At 61.1% G+C, this 15,935-nt stretch carries 20 protein-coding genes; 8 read left to right on the top strand and 12 right to left on the bottom strand.

All coding sequences use genetic code 11. The annotated features are described in order from the left end of the window. Positions 1–2 precede the first annotated feature (2 nt). Complete coding sequence (locus tag V8Z65_RS09245; protein WP_338719286.1) at positions 3–1,022, top strand: DNA-directed RNA polymerase subunit alpha; 1,020 nt, start codon at positions 3–5, stop codon at positions 1,020–1,022. Between the two features lie 32 nt (positions 1,023–1,054). Continuing rightward, the gene (rplQ, locus tag V8Z65_RS09240) at positions 1,055–1,477 is read left to right on the top strand and encodes a 50S ribosomal protein L17 (protein ID WP_338719284.1); all 423 of its coding nucleotides are present in this window, start codon (positions 1,055–1,057) and stop codon (positions 1,475–1,477) included. A gap of 40 nt (positions 1,478–1,517) precedes the next feature. On the opposite strand, the gene V8Z65_RS09235 is transcribed toward rplQ, so the two are convergent. Together V8Z65_RS09235 and V8Z65_RS09230 are read right to left on the bottom strand one after the other, a co-directional pair. Then, positions 1,518–2,102, bottom strand: coding sequence for an AAA family ATPase (locus V8Z65_RS09235; protein WP_338719282.1), 585 nt, complete (start codon positions 2,100–2,102; stop codon positions 1,518–1,520). A 67-nt stretch (positions 2,103–2,169) separates the two neighbouring features. Further along, entirely contained in the window at positions 2,170–3,351 is a 1,182-nt protein-coding gene (locus V8Z65_RS09230; RefSeq protein ID WP_338719280.1) for a type III PLP-dependent enzyme, read from the bottom strand. A 201-nt stretch (positions 3,352–3,552) separates the two neighbouring features. Here V8Z65_RS09230 and V8Z65_RS09225 point away from each other — a divergent pair, with 201 nt between their 5' ends. From V8Z65_RS09225 to V8Z65_RS09200, 6 genes are all read left to right on the top strand, one after another. Further along, a complete protein-coding gene (locus V8Z65_RS09225; RefSeq protein ID WP_338719278.1) occupies positions 3,553–5,022 on the top strand; it encodes a Do family serine endopeptidase in 1,470 nt (489 codons plus the stop codon). Between the two features lie 68 nt (positions 5,023–5,090). Next, on the top strand, positions 5,091–6,413 hold the full coding sequence (locus V8Z65_RS09220; protein WP_338719276.1) for a replication-associated recombination protein A: 1,323 nt from the start codon (positions 5,091–5,093) through the stop codon (positions 6,411–6,413). A gap of 3 nt (positions 6,414–6,416) precedes the next feature. Then, a complete protein-coding gene (crcB, locus tag V8Z65_RS09215) occupies positions 6,417–6,800 on the top strand; it encodes a fluoride efflux transporter CrcB (protein WP_338719273.1) in 384 nt (127 codons plus the stop codon). Next, complete coding sequence (locus V8Z65_RS09210; RefSeq protein WP_338719271.1) at positions 6,797–7,786, top strand: RluA family pseudouridine synthase; 990 nt, start codon at positions 6,797–6,799, stop codon at positions 7,784–7,786. Before crcB ends, V8Z65_RS09210 begins: the two co-directional genes overlap by 4 nt. Beyond that, positions 7,783–8,448: an HAD-IA family hydrolase gene (locus tag V8Z65_RS09205; RefSeq protein WP_338719269.1), complete on the top strand. Its 666-nt coding sequence runs from the start codon at positions 7,783–7,785 to the stop codon at positions 8,446–8,448. Before V8Z65_RS09210 ends, V8Z65_RS09205 begins: the two co-directional genes overlap by 4 nt. A gap of 1 nt (position 8,449) precedes the next feature. Then, positions 8,450–9,226, top strand: coding sequence for an ATP12 family protein (locus tag V8Z65_RS09200; protein WP_338719267.1), 777 nt, complete (start codon positions 8,450–8,452; stop codon positions 9,224–9,226). A gap of 58 nt (positions 9,227–9,284) precedes the next feature. Here V8Z65_RS09200 and folK read toward each other — a convergent pair whose 3' ends face one another. The 10 genes from folK to V8Z65_RS09150 form a co-directional block, all read right to left on the bottom strand. After that, a complete protein-coding gene (gene folK, locus V8Z65_RS09195; protein WP_338719265.1) occupies positions 9,285–9,719 on the bottom strand; it encodes a 2-amino-4-hydroxy-6-hydroxymethyldihydropteridine diphosphokinase in 435 nt (144 codons plus the stop codon). Beyond that, entirely contained in the window at positions 9,719–10,102 is a 384-nt protein-coding gene (folB, locus tag V8Z65_RS09190; RefSeq protein ID WP_338719263.1) for a dihydroneopterin aldolase, read from the bottom strand. Before folB ends, folK begins: the two co-directional genes overlap by 1 nt. 2 nt (positions 10,103–10,104) lie before the next feature. After that, entirely contained in the window at positions 10,105–10,965 is an 861-nt protein-coding gene (folP, locus tag V8Z65_RS09185; RefSeq protein WP_338719261.1) for a dihydropteroate synthase, read from the bottom strand. A gap of 83 nt (positions 10,966–11,048) precedes the next feature. After that, complete coding sequence (cysW, locus tag V8Z65_RS09180) at positions 11,049–11,855, bottom strand: sulfate ABC transporter permease subunit CysW (protein WP_338719259.1); 807 nt, start codon at positions 11,853–11,855, stop codon at positions 11,049–11,051. Beyond that, positions 11,855–12,691, bottom strand: coding sequence for a sulfate ABC transporter permease subunit CysT (gene cysT / locus V8Z65_RS09175; protein WP_338723994.1), 837 nt, complete (start codon positions 12,689–12,691; stop codon positions 11,855–11,857). Before cysT ends, cysW begins: the two co-directional genes overlap by 1 nt. Positions 12,692–12,753: 62 nt before the next feature. Beyond that, positions 12,754–13,752 carry a sulfate ABC transporter substrate-binding protein gene (locus V8Z65_RS09170; RefSeq protein WP_338719257.1) on the bottom strand — a complete coding sequence of 333 codons (999 nt, stop codon included), beginning with the start codon at positions 13,750–13,752 and terminating at the stop codon, positions 12,754–12,756. 195 nt (positions 13,753–13,947) lie between these two features. Continuing rightward, entirely contained in the window at positions 13,948–14,199 is a 252-nt protein-coding gene (locus V8Z65_RS09165) for a GlsB/YeaQ/YmgE family stress response membrane protein (protein WP_338723929.1), read from the bottom strand. 199 nt (positions 14,200–14,398) lie between these two features. Next, positions 14,399–14,698 (bottom strand): hypothetical protein, encoded by a 300-nt coding sequence (locus V8Z65_RS09160; protein ID WP_338723928.1) that lies wholly within the window; start codon positions 14,696–14,698, stop codon positions 14,399–14,401. Between the two features lie 432 nt (positions 14,699–15,130). After that, positions 15,131–15,418: a GIY-YIG nuclease family protein gene (locus tag V8Z65_RS09155; protein WP_338723927.1), complete on the bottom strand. Its 288-nt coding sequence runs from the start codon at positions 15,416–15,418 to the stop codon at positions 15,131–15,133. 113 nt (positions 15,419–15,531) lie between these two features. Next, on the bottom strand, positions 15,532–15,840 hold the full coding sequence (locus V8Z65_RS09150) for a chorismate mutase (protein WP_338723993.1): 309 nt from the start codon (positions 15,838–15,840) through the stop codon (positions 15,532–15,534). Positions 15,841–15,935: the final 95 nt, after the last annotated feature.

Here is a 15,935-nt window from a genome sequence, read left to right as displayed (position 1 = left end):
CCGTGACGATCCAGAGGAACTGGCAGGAACTGATCAAGCCGACCAAGCTGGACATTGTTTCGGGCAGCGACAACGCGCGCGTGGCCTCGGTGGTTGCCGAGCCGCTTGAGCGCGGATACGGGCTTACCCTGGGCAATGCCCTTCGTCGCGTGCTGCTGTCGTCGCTTCAGGGCGCAGCAGTGACCGCGATCCAGATTGACGGCATCCTGCATGAATTCTCCTCGCTGCCCGGCGTGCGCGAGGACATCACCGATCTCGTTCTCAACGTCAAGGAAATCGCCCTGAAGATGGGTGGCGAAGGCCCCAAGCGCCTGACCCTCTCCAAGCAGGGCCCGGCTGCCGTCACTGCCGGTGACATCAAGGTTTCCGGTGACATCGAAGTGCTGAACCCCGAGCTGGTGATTTGCCATCTCGACGACGGCGCCGAGATCAATATCGAGTTCACGGTCGACACCGGCAAGGGTTATGTGCCGGCCGACAAGAACCGCCCCGAAGACGCACCGATCGGCTACATCCCGGTCGACTCGCTGTTTTCGCCGGTTCGTCGCGTGAGCTACAAGGTCGATGCGACCCGTGCCGGTGAAAGCCTGGACAAGGACAAGCTGACCCTGTCGGTCGAGACCAATGGCGCGATTTCGCCGGAAGACGCGGTGGCCTATGCTGCCCGTATCCTGCAGGATCAGCTGTCGGTTTTCGTCAATTTCGAAGAGCCCACCAAGGAGAAGGCCCAGGACGCTGTTCCTGAACTCGCCTTCAACCCGGCGCTGCTCAAGAAGGTCGACGAGCTCGAACTGTCGGTCCGCTCGGCCAACTGCCTCAAGAACGACAATATCGTCTATATCGGCGACCTCATCCAGAAGACGGAAGCCGAGATGCTGCGGACCCCGAATTTTGGCCGCAAGTCGCTCAATGAAATCAAGGAAGTCCTGGCACAGATGGGGCTTCATCTCGGAATGGATGTCAACAACTGGCCGCCCGAGAATATCGATGACCTCGCCAAGCGCTACGAAGATCATTACTGATCCGGCGCTGCCCAGACTTTAGGAGATAACCCATGCGCCACGCTTCCCGAGGCCGCAAGTTCAGCCGAACCGCTTCTCACCGCAAGGCCATGTTTGCCAACATGTCTGCAGCGCTGATCAAGCACGAACAGATCGTCACCACGCTGCCCAAGGCGAAGGACCTGCGTCCGATCGTCGAAAAGCTCGTCACCCTTGGCAAGCGCGGCGACCTGCATGCCCGTCGCCAGGCCATTGCCCAGATCGGCGATGAAGCCCAGGTGGCAAAGCTCTTCGCCGTGCTCGGCCCGCGCTACAAGGAACGCCAGGGCGGTTACTTGCGTATCCTCAAGGCCGGCTTCCGCTATGGCGACAATGCCCCGCTGGCCGTGATCGAGTTCGTCGATCGTGACGTCGATGCCAAGGGCCAGGATTCCGGTCCGGTCTTCACGCAGGACGACGAAGCCGAAGCGGCATAAGCGCCACTGCAGCACACTGAATTGAGGCGGTCATGATTTTTCATGGCCGCCTTTCTCGCTTTTGGGCCGGTCGGTGTGCTGGATATGGCCAGGCGAGGTCCCAGGCGGCGTAGAGGTCCCTGACCTGACGCAATGACTGGCAGAACACGTGCGGCAGGCCGGCGGCGGCGACGGTCCGGCGATAGCGGGCACCGTTGTGGCGGGAAGCGACGAAGACCCAGTGGAGCATGGACCATTTGACGCTGTCCTTGTTGCCTTCCAGACTGCCGATGCGGTGATGCTCAAACAGGGTGCGGCGCAGATAGCGTCCCGTACGTTGCCAGTGGCCATCATCCAGCACGATCGCGCCGGTGGCACGCGCCAGGCGTTCATCAAACAAGCCGCTATAATTGCCGTCCATCACCCAGGCATCGCCGAGCATGGCCGCGCGTTGCAGCGCATGGAACTCCTCGCGAGGACGCGGGACCCAATTGGTGTTGGGTTGGTGGTGAAGCTGGTCGAGATGGACCACCGCAATGTCGAGCTTTCGCCCAAGGGCCGCGGCCAAGGTCGGTTTGCCGGCGTTGGAGGGGCCGAGGACGACGATCCGCTGTCCCAGACTATGAAGCGGTAGAACCGGGGTCATTGGTGTCTCCAGAGACGCCGAAACCGCCCCGATTGGTCGGGGCGGTTTCGTGTGGTTTGGAAGCGATTTATTCGGCCGGCGCCATATCCTTGCCGGTATAGATGCTCTCGACCCAGTATTGGTCGCGGCGGTCGAAGCCGTTGAAGGGGGTGAGCGAGGCCTGGGTATAGGCGCCCATCAAGCCGAACTCGATCCAATCGTCTTCGTCGATATCGGCGGGCAGCGTGAACACCTGGGGCAGCACGTCATAGCTGTCGCAGGTGGGGCCCCACAGGGTGAATTCGCTGAACTCGCCATTGTTGTCGTGCAGGCGTGGGCCACGCCAGACGCGCACCGGCGGGGTGAAGTGCATGAACTTGACTTCCATCAGCGCACCATAGGCGCCGTCATTGACATAGACGGCCTGGCCACCGCGCTGATGCTTGACGCGCAGCAGCAGGGAGGTGGACGAGGTGACCAGCGCGCGGCCGGGCTCGATGATGAGCTCGGGCGCCTTGTTGGGGAAGTGTTCGGCAACGGCCTTGGCGATGGTCTCAAAGTAATAGTCCATCGGGGGGGCTTCGCTGGTCGGGTAGGGGGCCGGATAGCCGCCGCCGATATTGAGGCGCTTGAGGTCGATGCCGGCTTCTTCGACAATACGGGCCGCGGCCGCGATATGCCGCTCATAGGCATAGGCATCTTCGCACTGGCTGCCGACGTGGAAACAGAGGCTAGGCGTATAGCCCATTTTCTCGACGGCCGTGACGATTTCGGCGGCGGCCTGCTCCATGACGCCGAACTTAATGCCGAAATCATAGGATTTGAGCGCCTTGCCGGCCTTGAAGCGCGTGGTCACCTCGACGTCGCGGCTGGGCGACACGACCGAGGCGAGCTGGTCAAGCTGCTGGGGGTGGTCGATGGTGAAGCTGCGGACGCCGAACTCGTCATAAGCGCGGGCGATCTCGCGCTTGTTCTTGATCGGGTTGTTGTAATGCATCACCGCACCCGGCGCGTAATCGCGCACCAGTTCCATTTCGGTATTGGAGGCGACGTCGAAGGCCTTGAGTCCCTCGGCATGCAGCTGGGAAATGATGTGCGGCGATGGGTTGCATTTGACCGCATAGGTCAGCAGCCCGTCAAAGCCCTTTTTGAAGACCTTGATCGCCCGGTGGAACTCCTTCTCGGAAAACAGGAAGGAGGGGAAGTCGGGTGCTTCAGCAGCAATCAATGCCGAGGTGTTGGCATGGATGGTCTTCGGCTCGTCAGTCATTGGACAACAGGCCTTTCGGGGCTGGGTGTTTGCGGAAAATTGAGCGCTGCATATAGGGCCGTGTGTCCCCTCGCGCAAATGTTTATTTGCGTGGCCAACCAACAATGTCGAGGCGTCATTTTCGTGACAGATTCTGGGCGTTGTCCTCGTCCTCCCCGCAAGCGGTGATTCAGCTTACAAATAGATTCCGAAGGATTGGCCATGTCGTTGCGCTCGCTAGTGTTTTCGTGCGTTGCCCTGGTGGTTGTCGCGGGGGCAGGCAGCCTGGCCCTTGCCCCATGGAACGGAGCACCACCCGCCGTGGCGCAGGCGCCGCAGGCCGATGCTCCCATAGAGCAACGCGCCATTCCCCAGAGCGATGCAGAAATAAAGCTGAGTTTTGCGCCAATCGTAGAAGCGGTTTCACCGTCCGTGGTCAATGTCTATGCGACGCGGATCGAGCAGCAGACGGTTTCACCCTTCGCTAATGACCCGTTTTTCTCCCGCTTCTTCGGTGACCGGTATTTCCAGAGCCGGCCCCGCGAGTCCCGGTCGCTCGGCTCGGGTGTCATCGTGGACGCTGCCGGCGTTATTCTGACCAATCGGCACGTTATCGAAGGGGCGACTGATGTGCGGATTGCCCTCAGCGATGGGCGGGAGTACGCCGTCGATATTGTGATCGAGGATGAGCAGACTGATCTTGCAGTCTTGCGGGTGCGCGACGGCGGTGACGCCACATTTCCGGCCATCAGCTTTGCCGATAGCGACCACCTGTTGGTTGGTGACCTAGTGCTTGCCATCGGCAATCCGTTTGGCGTTGGACAGACGGTGACGAGCGGCATTGTTTCGGCACTGGCGCGCACGGGCGTGGAAGCGACCGACTATGAGTTTTTTATCCAGACCGACGCGGCCATCAATCCGGGCAATTCCGGTGGGGCGCTTGTCGATATGGCGGGACGGCTGGTGGGTATCAACACGGCCATCTATTCCCAGTCGGGCGGATCGGTGGGGATCGGCTTTGCCATTCCGGCCAATATGGCCCGGCTGGTTGCCGAGGCGGGCGTCAATGGCGGCGAGATCGTGCGCCCCTGGTTTGGTGCCAAGATGCAGCCGGTCAGTTCCGATATTGCAGCGAGCCTGGGCATGATGGCGCCGCATGGTGCGATGATCACCGAGGTCGCGCCGAGTGGTCCTGCTGAGCGGGCCGGTTTCCAGTCCGGCGATGTGATCCTGTCGGTCGACGGCTTCCGCGTCGATGATCCCAGCGCCTTCAACTTCCGGTTGGCAACGCGGACCTTGGGCGAGAGTGCAAAATTGGAGCGGCTGCGCAGTGGAGCGACCGAGACGATTGATTTTCTCGTCGAGGCTGCGCCGCAACCGGCAGATAGCGCTATTGCCAGTATTTCGGCCAATTCGCGCTTTGCCGGCGTGACGGTTCGACAGCTCGATCCGGCGCTCGCCGAGGCAAAGGGAATGCCCTATGACGCCGTCGGCGTGCTGGTGACGGCGGTCCAACCGGGCTCGCCGGCCGAGGCCATGGGGTTGCGTGTCGATGATGTGCTGCTCTCGCTCAATGACACTGAAATCACCGATGCCGCGACGTTCTCGCAAATCGCGTCGCAGCGCGTGCGGACATGGCAGATCATCCTGCAGCGCGAAGGACGCGTAAGCCGGGCGATTGTAAGCGGGTGAGAGGGGGCGCCAAGGTCGGCGGCTCCGCGGGTAGTGCGAACCGGGCGGTGCTCTGTTATTGAAAAGCCATGTCCGACCTGTTCGCCGCCGATTCAACCGAAACCGACAAGGCCCGCCCCCTGGCCGATCAATTGCGCCCGCGCAGCCTCGATGAGGTGATCGGGCAGCAGCATCTGCTGGGCGAGGGAGGAACCTTGCGGCGGATGCTGGCCTCGGGACGGCTGGGTTCCCTGATCTTGTGGGGGCCGCCCGGCACCGGAAAAACTACAGTTGCGCGCCTCCTCGCCGATCAGATCGGCTATCGGTTCGAGCAGATTTCGGCAATTTTCTCCGGAGTCGCGGACCTCAAGAAAGTGTTCGAAAAGGCGCGGTTCGAGCGCCTGTCCGGACACCGCACCTTACTGTTTGTCGACGAAATCCACCGCTTCAACCGGGCCCAGCAGGACAGCTTCCTGCCGGTGATGGAGGATGGCACGGTCGTGCTGGTGGGGGCGACGACCGAAAATCCGTCTTTCGAGCTCAACGCTGCGCTATTGTCGCGCAGTCAGGTCCTACGCTTTGAATCGCTCGGCCTGGACGATCTCGAGAGTCTTTTGCAGCGCGCCGAGAGTCTGTTGGGCTCGGCTCTTCCACTAACGGATGAAGCGCGCGCGACCTTGCTGGGCCTGGCTGATGGCGATGGACGGGCGCTGTTGGGCCTCGTCGAGGAAATTCTGGCTTCGGGGGAAGAGGGGGAAACGCTCGATCCCACCAGCCTGCTCTCGGTGGTGCAGCGTCGGGCGCCGATCTACGACAAGGCGCAGGACGGGCATTACAACCTCATTTCGGCGCTGCACAAGACCATTCGCGGTTCCGATCCCGATGCGGCGCTCTATTATTTCGCGCGCATGCTCGATGCGGGCGAGGACCCGCTGTTCCTGGCCCGGCGGTTGATCCGCATGGCATCGGAAGATATCGGCCTGGCTGATCCGCAGGCGCTCACCCTGGCCGTGGCGGCGCGGGATGCCTACCAGATGCTCGGCTCACCCGAGGGCGAGCTGTCGCTGGCGCAGGTTGTGGTCTATCTGGCGTTGGCACCCAAATCCAATGCCGTCTACACCGCCTATAAGGCGGCCGTTTCAGTCGCCAAGGCGACTGGCTCGCCCATGCCGCCCAAGGTCATTCTCAACGCCCCGACAAAAATGATGAAGGGGCAGGGTTATGGCGAGGGCTATATCTACGATCACGACACGCCGGAGGCCTTTTCAGGGCAGGAATATTTCCCCGAAAAGATTGGGCGGCAGGATTTCTACCATCCGGTCGAACGCGGCTTTGAGCGTGACCTGCGCAAGCGCATGGAGTATTTCGCTCGCCTGCGCACCGCAAAGCGGTCCGCAAGGACAGAGGAATAGGGTATGCAGGCATTCTTGCTCGTCGGGGCGGGGGGCGCGATTGGTGCCATGTCGCGCTACGGATTATCCGTTCTGGTCGGCCGGTTCTGGGTCTCCAGCTTTCCATTGGCCACGCTATTGGTGAACATTGCCGGATCTTGCCTGATGGGCGTGCTGATCGGCGTGCTGGCGCGCACAATGCCGACTATGTCCAATGATATCAGGCTGTTTGCGGCCATTGGTGTTCTGGGCGGGTTCACAACCTTTTCGTCCTTCTCGTTGGACACGATCTTCCTGATTGAGCGCGGCGCGTTGGCGCAAGCGCTGCTCTATGTCTGCTTGTCGGTTGTGGTTTGTCTTGTAGGCCTATATCTCGGGCTCCTGATCAGCAGAGGCAGCATGGCATGAGTGGCGTACAACATCGGGAAGTCAGTGCGGACGATGACGGCATGCGCCTGGACCGCTGGTTCGCGCGGTATTTCCCACAATTGGGCTTCGGACGGCTGCAAAAGCTCATTCGCAATGGCGAAGTGCGTGTCGACAAGGCCAAGGTGCAGACCAGCACGCGCATTGCCGAAGGGCAGGTGGTGCGTATTCCGCCCATCGACGACCCCGATACCGTCCGACCGTTCAAGCCCAATGAGGCAGATGTCCGGTTCCTCAAGGACCTGATCCTTTATGAGGATGACGACCTCTATGTGTTCAACAAGCCGCATGGCCTGGCAGTGCAGGGCGGTAGCGGCACGACGCGGCACATGGATGGCCTGCTGAAAAACCTGCCCAACAAGGCCGGCGAAGCGCCGCGACTGGTGCATCGACTGGACCGTGATACGTCCGGCTGTCTTGTGGTGGCCAAGACGGCGGCGGCGGCCAAGCATTTCGGTTCCGTGTTTCGTTCGCGCTCGGCGCGCAAGATCTACTGGGCAGTGGTTGCCGGCAATCCGGCGCCCCGCCAGGGCGAAATCTCGTGCTTCCTGGCAAAGCAGGCGACAACCGACGGCGAGCAGATGGTGGTGGTGCGCAATGGCACGCCGGGCGCCGTGCATTCCTCAAGCTATTATTCGACAACGGACACGGCCAGCCGCCGCTTTGCCTGGGTCACGCTGAAGCCGGTGACCGGGCGCACGCACCAATTGCGTGTCCATATGGCACAATTGGGCACCCCCATTATCGGTGATCCGCGCTATTTCAACATCGAGAACTGGATGCCGGCGCCCGGATTGGGCGATGGGCTGCATCTGCACGCGCGGCGCATCGTCTTGCCGCTGCGCAATGGCAAGAAGATCGACATCTCCGCGCCCTTGCCGCCGCATATGCGGCAGAGCTTCGAGGCCTTGGGCTTTGATCCGGATCGATATGACGCGCAGAATGCGGACCCGGAGGACAAGACGTGAAACTTGTCATGTTCGACATGGACGGTACGCTGATCGATACGCAGGCGCTGATTGCCGAGCATATGGCGACGACCTTTGCGGAGGCGGGGCTGGATGTGCCTTCGCCTGCCATCGTGCGGCGAATTATTGGTTTGTCCCTGCCGCAAGCCATGCTGCAATTGCTGGGGTCTGACGATCATGATCTCGCGACCCGTTTGGCGGAGCGGTATCGGGCGCATTATCGCGCGTCGCTGGTTGCGGCCGAGGGGCGCGAGGGGCTGTTTCCTGGTGTGCGCGAGGCTCTGGATGCCCTGGCGTCGCGATCGGACATCCTTATGGGCGTAGCGACCGGCAAGGGCCTGCACGGCGTGCATCGGCTGACGCAGATGCATGGAATTGCAAAGCATTTCGTGACGCTGCAAACGCCGGATCACAATCCCTCCAAGCCGCATCCTGGCATGATGCTGCGGGCCATGGCCGAGACCGGGGCCGAAAAGCACCGGACCGTCATCATCGGCGACACCACTTTCGATATGGAAATGGGCAAGGCTGCTGGCACCAAGGCGATCGGAGTAACCTGGGGTTATCACCATGCGGTTGAATTGCGCGAAGCGGGCGCCGACATGCTGATTGATGGCTATGAGGAATTGCCGGACGCTATAGACCGTATTCTGGAGAACTGACATGCGAGACCAGCTCGAAGAGGCACACAGGCACCAGGATGATGGATATGGCCGGGCGCAGCACCTCAACAAGGTCGAACTGCCCAAGCGCTTCTACAAGCTCGTCGATATTGGCCGTAGCGAGGAAGGATTTGCCGTTACGCTCGACGGCCGACCGCTGCGTACACCTGGCAAGAAGGTTCCGGTGATGCTGCCCGTGCTCGATCTGGCCCAGGCCATGGCCGAAGAATGGGCGGCGCAGGACGCCCATATCGATCCGGCGAGTATGCCGATGACCCGGTTGATCAATTCGGCGCTGGAAAGCGGCGAGGAGATGATCCCGGCGTTCCGGGCCGAAATCGGCAAGTTTGCCGGCAATGATCTGTTGCTCTACCGGGCCGACGCGCCCCAGGAACTGGTCGCCGAACAGGAACGCGTCTGGGACGATGCGCTGGTCAAGCTGGCCCGGAAGCTGGATGTCGCATTCCAGCCAACCATTGGCGTCATCCATCAGGCCCAGCCGCCGGCCACGCTGGAAAAGCTCGATGCGGCGCTGGAGGGGCAGGGCTTGCTGAGCCTGACAGCGCTCGTTTCGATTACCGGGCTGACCGGCTCTGGCCTGCTGGCTCATGCGCTTTTGCATGAATTGATGAGCGCCGACGAGGTCTGGTTGGCGGCCCATGTGGATGAGGACCATCAGATCCGGCTCTGGGGCGAGGACGAAGAAGCCAGCGAACGACGTGCCAAGCGGCGGGTCGAGTTCGATATCGCTGTTCGCGTGGTCGACGCGCTGCGCTAGTCTCTTGTTTTGTCGCGTTTCCGAACCGCAAAATCGTTGCCACTTTGCTGGAAGCGCTCTAGGTCTTCCGCGACAATATCCAGTCCGCCACATCCGGGGCTATCTCGCGCAAAGGCGTAAGAACGAAGTCTCGTTCATGGGCGAAGCGATGCGGCAGGGTGAGCTTGGTCGTGTCCATTTCGGCCCGCTCATAGGCGATGAGATCAATGTCGATAAGGCGTGGCCCCCAGACTTCATGACGCACCCGCCCCATGTCGCGCTCGATATCGAGGCAGGCATGCAGCAGGTCGATGGGCAATAGCTCGGTATCGATATGCGCGGCCATGTTGGCGAAGTCGGGTTGGTCGGTCTTGCCCCAGGCCTTGGTGCGAATTACGCTCGACTGGGTCACGACACGAATGTGCGGATGCGCATCGAGGCGCCGGATCGCCTCGGCCAATTGTGCGGCCGGGTCGCCAATATTGGCGCCCAGGGAGAGCCAGGCGTTGGGCATCAGGTGGGCCTTGTCCGATGGAGTTCGATGGCGGCCTCGCCGCGCACCATGGCGATGGGCGCTTCTGGTTTGCGCACGCGGATGATGATCCAGTCGATATCGGAGAAGGCCTCGAAAAGCCCGGTTACGATATTCTGCGCGAGCGCCTCGATAAGCTTGGTTCGCTTGGCCTCAAATGTGGCCTTCACGACGTCATAGATGTCGGCATAGGACACGGTGTGACCGATCTCATCGTTATTGCCCGGCGCCGTGAGGTCTACGCCGCATTGCAGATCGATGAAGAAGCGCTGGCCGAGTCGTTCCTCTTCGCCAAACAGGCCGTGATAGCCGTAGAAGCCCAGATCGTTGAGAACGATGCGGTCGCCGGTGAAAGGTGTTGTCATGGTCAGCTTCTTTCGTCCGGCGGACCATACAGCGTTGCCTCAGCGACGCGAAGGGCATCGCGGTTGGGTGCGACGTCGTGAACACGGAAGATGTGTCCGCCGCGCTCATAGCCCTGGATGGTGGTGGCGATGGTGCCGGCCAGCCGTTCGCCTGGCTTGTTATCCAGCAGCTTGCCGATCATGGATTTTCGCGATGTGCCGACCAATAAGGGCTGGCCTGGGAAAGTGCGCGCCAGATCATCGAGTTGGCGGAGGATGCTGTAGTTCTGATTCAGGGTTTTGGTGAAGCCGAAGCCGGGATCGAGAACGATGTGGGATGGATCTATGCCCGCTTTGGCAGCGATGGAAAGCGTCTGGTTGAAATAAGCGGTCATCGCGGGCAGCGGATCGGTCGGGCCGGCCCATTGCCGGTCCCAGTGCATGGCGATGACTGGCACGCCCATGACCGCAGCTATCTCGGCCATTTCCGGCGCCCCTTGCAGGCCGTTGACGTCGTTGATGATGTCGGCCCCCGCTTCGAGCGCCTGGTGGGCGACCAGAGGCTTCATGGTGTCGATGGAAATGGGCGCGTCGATGCCGGCGTCGCGGATGGCCTCAATGACCGGGATGACGCGGTCGAGCTCCTCCTGGGTGCCGACGGGTTCGGAGCCGGGACGGGTGCTTTCGCCGCCAATATCGATGATGTCGGCGCCTTGAGCCAGCATGAGGCGGGCATGGACCAGTGCCGCTTGGACCGCATTATGCGCGCCGCCATCGGAGAAGCTGTCGGGCGTGACATTCAGAATGCCCATGATCAGCGCGCTTTGGCCGAGGACGAGCGGCGGTCGATGTGCGAGCGGCACTATGTGACGGGTATGGACCATGCAAGCTCCGAAGGGACAGTCAGCGCCTGTCCTGTGTAACCCGCAACCGGTGGCTCGTGGACAATTTTTTGTTGCCCAGAATGTCAGGCGTGTCGGCGCGCCTCCAGAGCCGATTTGAGCACCAGCGTAATGACCGCGATCAGCGTCAAGGTCGAGGCCGCGGCAAAGGCCCCGGTCACATTAAAATCGTTGAAGAGCAGGTTGATCTGGAGAGGCAGGGTATTAGTCTGGCCGCGAATGGCGCCGGAAACGACCGAGACGGCGCCGAATTCGCCCATGACGCGGGCATTGGTGAGCACGGCACCATAGACCATGGCCCAGGAAATATTGGGCAGCGTGACATGCCAGAACATCTGCCAGCCATTGGCGCCCAGTGAGAGGGCGGCCTCTTCATCCTCAGTGCCTTGCTGGCTCATCAGCGGGATGAGTTCGCGGGCGGCGAAGGGGGCGGTCACGAAGAGGCTGACCAGCACGATGGCCAATGGGGTGAACATGACCTGGATGGCGTTGGCTTGCAGGAAAGGTCCCAGCAGGCCCTGGCCACCATAGAGGAAAAGATAGACCACACCAGCGACGATGGGGCTCATCGAAGCGGGCAGCTCAATGATGGAGATCAGCAATTGCCTGCCGCGAAAGCGATAGCGGGTGACCAGCCAGGCCAGTGCCGCACCAACCACGATATTGACGGGCACCACGATCAGGGCGGTCAGGACCGTCAACCAGATGGCGTGGAGCGTATTGGGTTCGACGATATTGGCGAGATAGACATCAAACCCTTCGCGCAGAGCAAAGGAGAAGATCAGCGCCAGCGGCACCAGCAGCACCACCGCGGCCAGCAGGAAGGCCAGGGCGATCAAAGCGATTTCTGCGGGAGAGCGCCTAGTAGCCATTATGCGCTCCTTTCCACGTAGCGGGTCTGCCAGGCCGAAAGGGCATTGGTGGCCACAAGCGTGAGAAACGCAACGGCCAGCAGAACGAAGGCCAGGGCCGCCGCTGCCTCATAATTGTATTCGTCCAGGCGAATGTAGATGAGCAGAGAAACGATCTCGGTGACCCCGGGCAGATTGCCCGCAATGAAGACCACGGCGCCGAATTCGCCCAGTGAGCGGGCGAAAGAGAGCACGCAACCGCCCAGGAAGGCGGGAAAGATGGTTGGCCAGATGATGCGGGTGAAAACCTGCCAGCGATTTGCGCCCAGCGTTTCGGCGGCCGATTCCAGGCTTTCATCGACCTCCTCAAGCACCGGCTGAACGGAGCGAACGACAAACGGGATCGAGGTGAAGGCCATGGCCGCGACGATGCCGGCCTGGGTGTAGTTGATCTTGAGGCCATTGGGCTCGAGAAACTGACCATACCAGCCGGTATCGGCAAAGAGCGTCACCAGAACCAGGCCGGCGACGGCGGTCGGCAGGGCGAAGGGCAGATCCACCAGGGCATCGAGAAGGCGTCGGCCAGGGAACCGGTAGCGGGTGAGGACCCAGGCGAGCAGCATGCCGACGGCGCCATTGAGGATGGTGGCGTAGAAGGCCGAGGAAAAGGTGATCTGATAAGCGGCGACAGCGCGGCGTGAGGAGATGATGCGCCAGAATTCGGGCAGGCCCATGCCGGCAACCTTGAGCAGCATGGCGGCGATGGGCAGGAGAATGATCAGCGTGATGTAAAAGAGCGAGATGCCCATGGTGAGGCCGAAACCCGGCAGCAGGTGCTTGGTGCGTCGACTGACCATGTCCGTCTCCCTAAGGCCGATGACGCGGTCATGCCGCGTCATCGGTGGTTTTTCGCTTGGCCTTATTGGTTCACGAAGACCTGGTCGAGCAGGCCGCCTTCGGCGAAATGTTCTTCGGAGACCTTGGCCCAGCCGCCGAATTCCTCATCGACATTGACCAGGCGCACGTCGGGGAAGCGGTCGGCAAATTCGGCGGCAACGGCTTCGTTGTTGACGCGGTGATTGCGGCCGGCGGCGATGCGCTGACCGTCGTCGGAATAGAGGAAGTCGAGATAGGCCTGAGCCAGATCGCGGCTGCCACGAGCATCAACGACCTTGTCGACAATGGCGACCGGGAATTCGGCCAGGAGGCTCACGGAGGGTACCACGGCCTCATATTTGTCGGCGCCGAGGAGATTGACTGCGCTCAGCACCTCGGCCTCGAAGGTGATCAGCACATCGCCCAGGCCGCGCTCGGCAAAGGCAGTGGTGGCGCCGCGCCCGCCGGTTTCGAACACGGGCACATTGAGGAAAACCTTGGTGAGATATTCGGCAACCTTGTCCTGATCGCCGCCGAATTCCTCATTGGCCCAGGCGCGGGCGGCCAGATAGGTGTAGCGCGCATTGCCCGAGGTCTTGGGGTTGGGGAAGATGACTGAGACATCGTCGCGTGCCAGATCACCCCAATCGGCAATGTTCTTGGGATTGCCGGCCCGGACAAGGAAAGCGGGCAGCGAATAGAAGGGCGAGGCCTTGTTGGGGAATTCGCTCTGCCAGTCATCGGAAACGAAGCCGCCTTCGACGAGCTTTTCAATATCGGTCACCTGATTGAAGGTGACCACATCGGCCGGCAGACCCTCCAGAATGGCACGAGCCTGGGTCGAGGTGCCGGCATGGGACTGGTTGACGGTGACCGTCACGCCATTGGCCGCCTCATAGGCGGGGACGAAGGCGGCATTCTCCTCGTCGAACAGCTCGCGGGCAATGTCATAGGAGGCATTGAGGATGTCGGTGGGCTGGGCCAGGACCGGCGTGGCGGAGAGGGCCAGGGCCGCAGCGGCGGTGAGAAGAAGCTTGTTCATCATGGCGCAAAATCCATCGGTTTGGTCGAGTTGACGATGGTGATGCGATGGAGCAAAGGGCGAGGTAAAGCGCTAAATGCTTGCTTCGGATGAGTAATTTACTGCCGGGCAGGGCGCAGCAAAGACGTTGCGCGGCACTCGCTTTCCGCGCAATTCCTTTCGGGCGGCGCCGGCGGGGCCGGCGCTACCCGAGACTCATTTTGCAACCATGCGGCCGATGGCGATGATGATGCAGGCGCCAATGAAACCGGCAATGAGATAGCCGATCCAGCCCCCGAAAGAGATCCCCAACAATCCGAAGACCAGGCTGGCGACAATGGCGCCAACAATGCCGAGAATGACATTCATCAGAACGCCACCGCCGGTCTTCATGAACATGCTGGCCAGCCACCCGGCAACACCGCCGATGATGATGGCTGCAAGCCAGCCCACGCCGTCAAAGCCCATTTGCTTCCTCCTCACAGTTGAGTCTTTGCAAAAGGAGGGTGGCACAGTGGACGAAAAAGACAAGAAGCGTTCGGTTTGGCCATTCCACCATGCCGCCATTCGCGCATAGCACCTTCTTGACTTGTGCGGCTCCACCGGAGCCGCATACCCGCTTCGCGCATCGTCTGCGACTTTCCGTCAAATCTCCATGCCGGAGCGTTTATGCCCCTCGGGACATCTCGAAGTTCAAAGAGCGTTCCGCGATGCGCGAGGCACGCCGAAGGTTCGCACGACGCTCGGCGCCTGTGATTGCACGGTGAAAAGCGGCTTTCGCCTCGGTTAAATTAAAAAAGAGGCGAAAGCCGCTTCCCACGAACAGGATTTCGGACGCATGCATTGAGCGGCCCCCTTGCGGGTTGCTCATCCCATCCACGACCGGCACAGACTTTTGGCCCGGATGCCGAAACATCCATCGCCGCCTGTCGCCGTTCGCTTCAGTTGAGCGACCGGTGGTCAGCATACACGCCTCCGCCCGATCGACACCGTGCGGCCTGCCTCCTCACCCGGCATCTCGTCAATACCGCGTGTTGTCGGTGAGGACGGGGGGATTATGGGGGAGGCTGGAGGGGGCGGGGATTATTTTTGTGAATAGGCTGTCGTCTCAACGCGTTGAGAGGCCGACACCCCCACCCTGCTCGATTCAACGGACTTAGCTGACGCTAAGTCCTATCTCGCTTCCCTCCCCACAAAGGGGGAGGGAGGCGCAGGGCCGCAACGCTTGTGTTCATCGTCTCCCCCCTTGTGGGGAGGGATCAAGGGTGGGGGTGCCGTCCGTAAATCCAGATGGCCGCTGTCGACCCCATGGCGGACTTTGGTGCTGCTAAGCGCCGCGTTTGAAATCGGTTGTTTCCCACCCACCGCGCGTCACCCTCGGGCTTGACCCGAGGGCACTTCACTTGACGATGTCGTCCCAGAGATCACGCCAATCGGGGTTATCCCGCTCGATCAGTTCCTGCTTCCATCGGCTATACCAACGCTTGAGCGACGTCTCACGCTGAATGGCTATAGTGATATCACCGAACTGCTCGAAATAGACGAGGCGCTTGATGTTAGGGGACTTGGTGTAGCCTGCGACCAGGCCTTCGCGATGTTCGTACACCCGACGAACCAAATCATTGGTGACGCCAATGTAAGTGCGCCCCCGCCGCATATCGGCAAGAATGTAAACATAGCCGCCCATACGGACATCTTGAAGTACAGAGCCCTCGGGTCAAGCCCGAGGGTGACGCCTGGAGGGGGTGGCGACATCGGGGACACTGGCTGGATCGCAGAAACCGACCCCATACCCGCCGTTCAAACTGCTGCGCCTGCGACGGCCCTGTGGTGCTGGATGACCTCTTCGATAATGAAACCGAGAAAGCGCTCCGCGAACACTGGGTCGAGCTGTGCTTCTCCCGCCAGCCGACGCAGTCGTGAAATTTGGAAGTCCTCTCGGGAAACATCCGCCGCGGGTAGCTTGTTGGTGGCTTTGAGTTGGCCAACCTTCTGGGTCAGCTTAAAGCGTTCCGCCAGAATGAAGATCAACGAGGCGTCCAAGTTGTCGATGCTGGATCGCAGAGCTTCGAGCTCTGGCGGGATGTCTGTTGCGTGGGTCAAAGTCAGGCTCCTCGAAGAACATAGTCGAGCGCTATCATGATCGTGGTTGACTGTCTGCATAGGCCGGCCTGGTGCCGAAAGCCGCCAGTTCCCGCCCGAAT

Source organism: Devosia sp. XK-2 (genome assembly GCF_037113415.1).
Classification (GTDB): domain Bacteria; phylum Pseudomonadota; class Alphaproteobacteria; order Rhizobiales; family Devosiaceae; genus Devosia.
This window is presented reverse-complemented; position numbering and strand designations above follow the sequence as displayed.

Excerpts from the sequence above, each read along its gene's own strand:
- rplQ (WP_338719284.1), top strand. The coding sequence starts at position 1,055 with ATGCGCCACGCTTCCCGAGGCCGCAAGTTCAGCCGAACCGCTTCTCAC.
- V8Z65_RS09235 (WP_338719282.1), bottom strand. The coding sequence starts at position 2,102 with ATGACCCCGGTTCTACCGCTTCATAGTCTGGGACAGCGGATCGTCGTC.
- V8Z65_RS09230 (WP_338719280.1), bottom strand. The coding sequence starts at position 3,351 with ATGACTGACGAGCCGAAGACCATCCATGCCAACACCTCGGCATTGATT.
- V8Z65_RS09225 (WP_338719278.1), top strand. The coding sequence starts at position 3,553 with ATGTCGTTGCGCTCGCTAGTGTTTTCGTGCGTTGCCCTGGTGGTTGTC.
- V8Z65_RS09220 (WP_338719276.1), top strand. The coding sequence starts at position 5,091 with ATGTCCGACCTGTTCGCCGCCGATTCAACCGAAACCGACAAGGCCCGC.
- crcB (WP_338719273.1), top strand. The coding sequence starts at position 6,417 with ATGCAGGCATTCTTGCTCGTCGGGGCGGGGGGCGCGATTGGTGCCATG.
- V8Z65_RS09210 (WP_338719271.1), top strand. The coding sequence starts at position 6,797 with ATGAGTGGCGTACAACATCGGGAAGTCAGTGCGGACGATGACGGCATG.
- V8Z65_RS09200 (WP_338719267.1), top strand. The coding sequence starts at position 8,450 with ATGCGAGACCAGCTCGAAGAGGCACACAGGCACCAGGATGATGGATAT.
- folK (WP_338719265.1), bottom strand. The coding sequence starts at position 9,719 with ATGCCCAACGCCTGGCTCTCCCTGGGCGCCAATATTGGCGACCCGGCC.
- folB (WP_338719263.1), bottom strand. The coding sequence starts at position 10,102 with ATGACAACACCTTTCACCGGCGACCGCATCGTTCTCAACGATCTGGGC.
- folP (WP_338719261.1), bottom strand. The coding sequence starts at position 10,965 with ATGGTCCATACCCGTCACATAGTGCCGCTCGCACATCGACCGCCGCTC.
- cysW (WP_338719259.1), bottom strand. The coding sequence starts at position 11,855 with ATGGCTACTAGGCGCTCTCCCGCAGAAATCGCTTTGATCGCCCTGGCC.
- cysT (WP_338723994.1), bottom strand. The coding sequence starts at position 12,691 with ATGGTCAGTCGACGCACCAAGCACCTGCTGCCGGGTTTCGGCCTCACC.
- V8Z65_RS09170 (WP_338719257.1), bottom strand. The coding sequence starts at position 13,752 with ATGAACAAGCTTCTTCTCACCGCCGCTGCGGCCCTGGCCCTCTCCGCC.
- V8Z65_RS09165 (WP_338723929.1), bottom strand. The coding sequence starts at position 14,199 with ATGGGCTTTGACGGCGTGGGCTGGCTTGCAGCCATCATCATCGGCGGT.
- V8Z65_RS09160 (WP_338723928.1), bottom strand. The coding sequence starts at position 14,698 with ATGCTGACCACCGGTCGCTCAACTGAAGCGAACGGCGACAGGCGGCGA.
- V8Z65_RS09155 (WP_338723927.1), bottom strand. The coding sequence starts at position 15,418 with ATGGGCGGCTATGTTTACATTCTTGCCGATATGCGGCGGGGGCGCACT.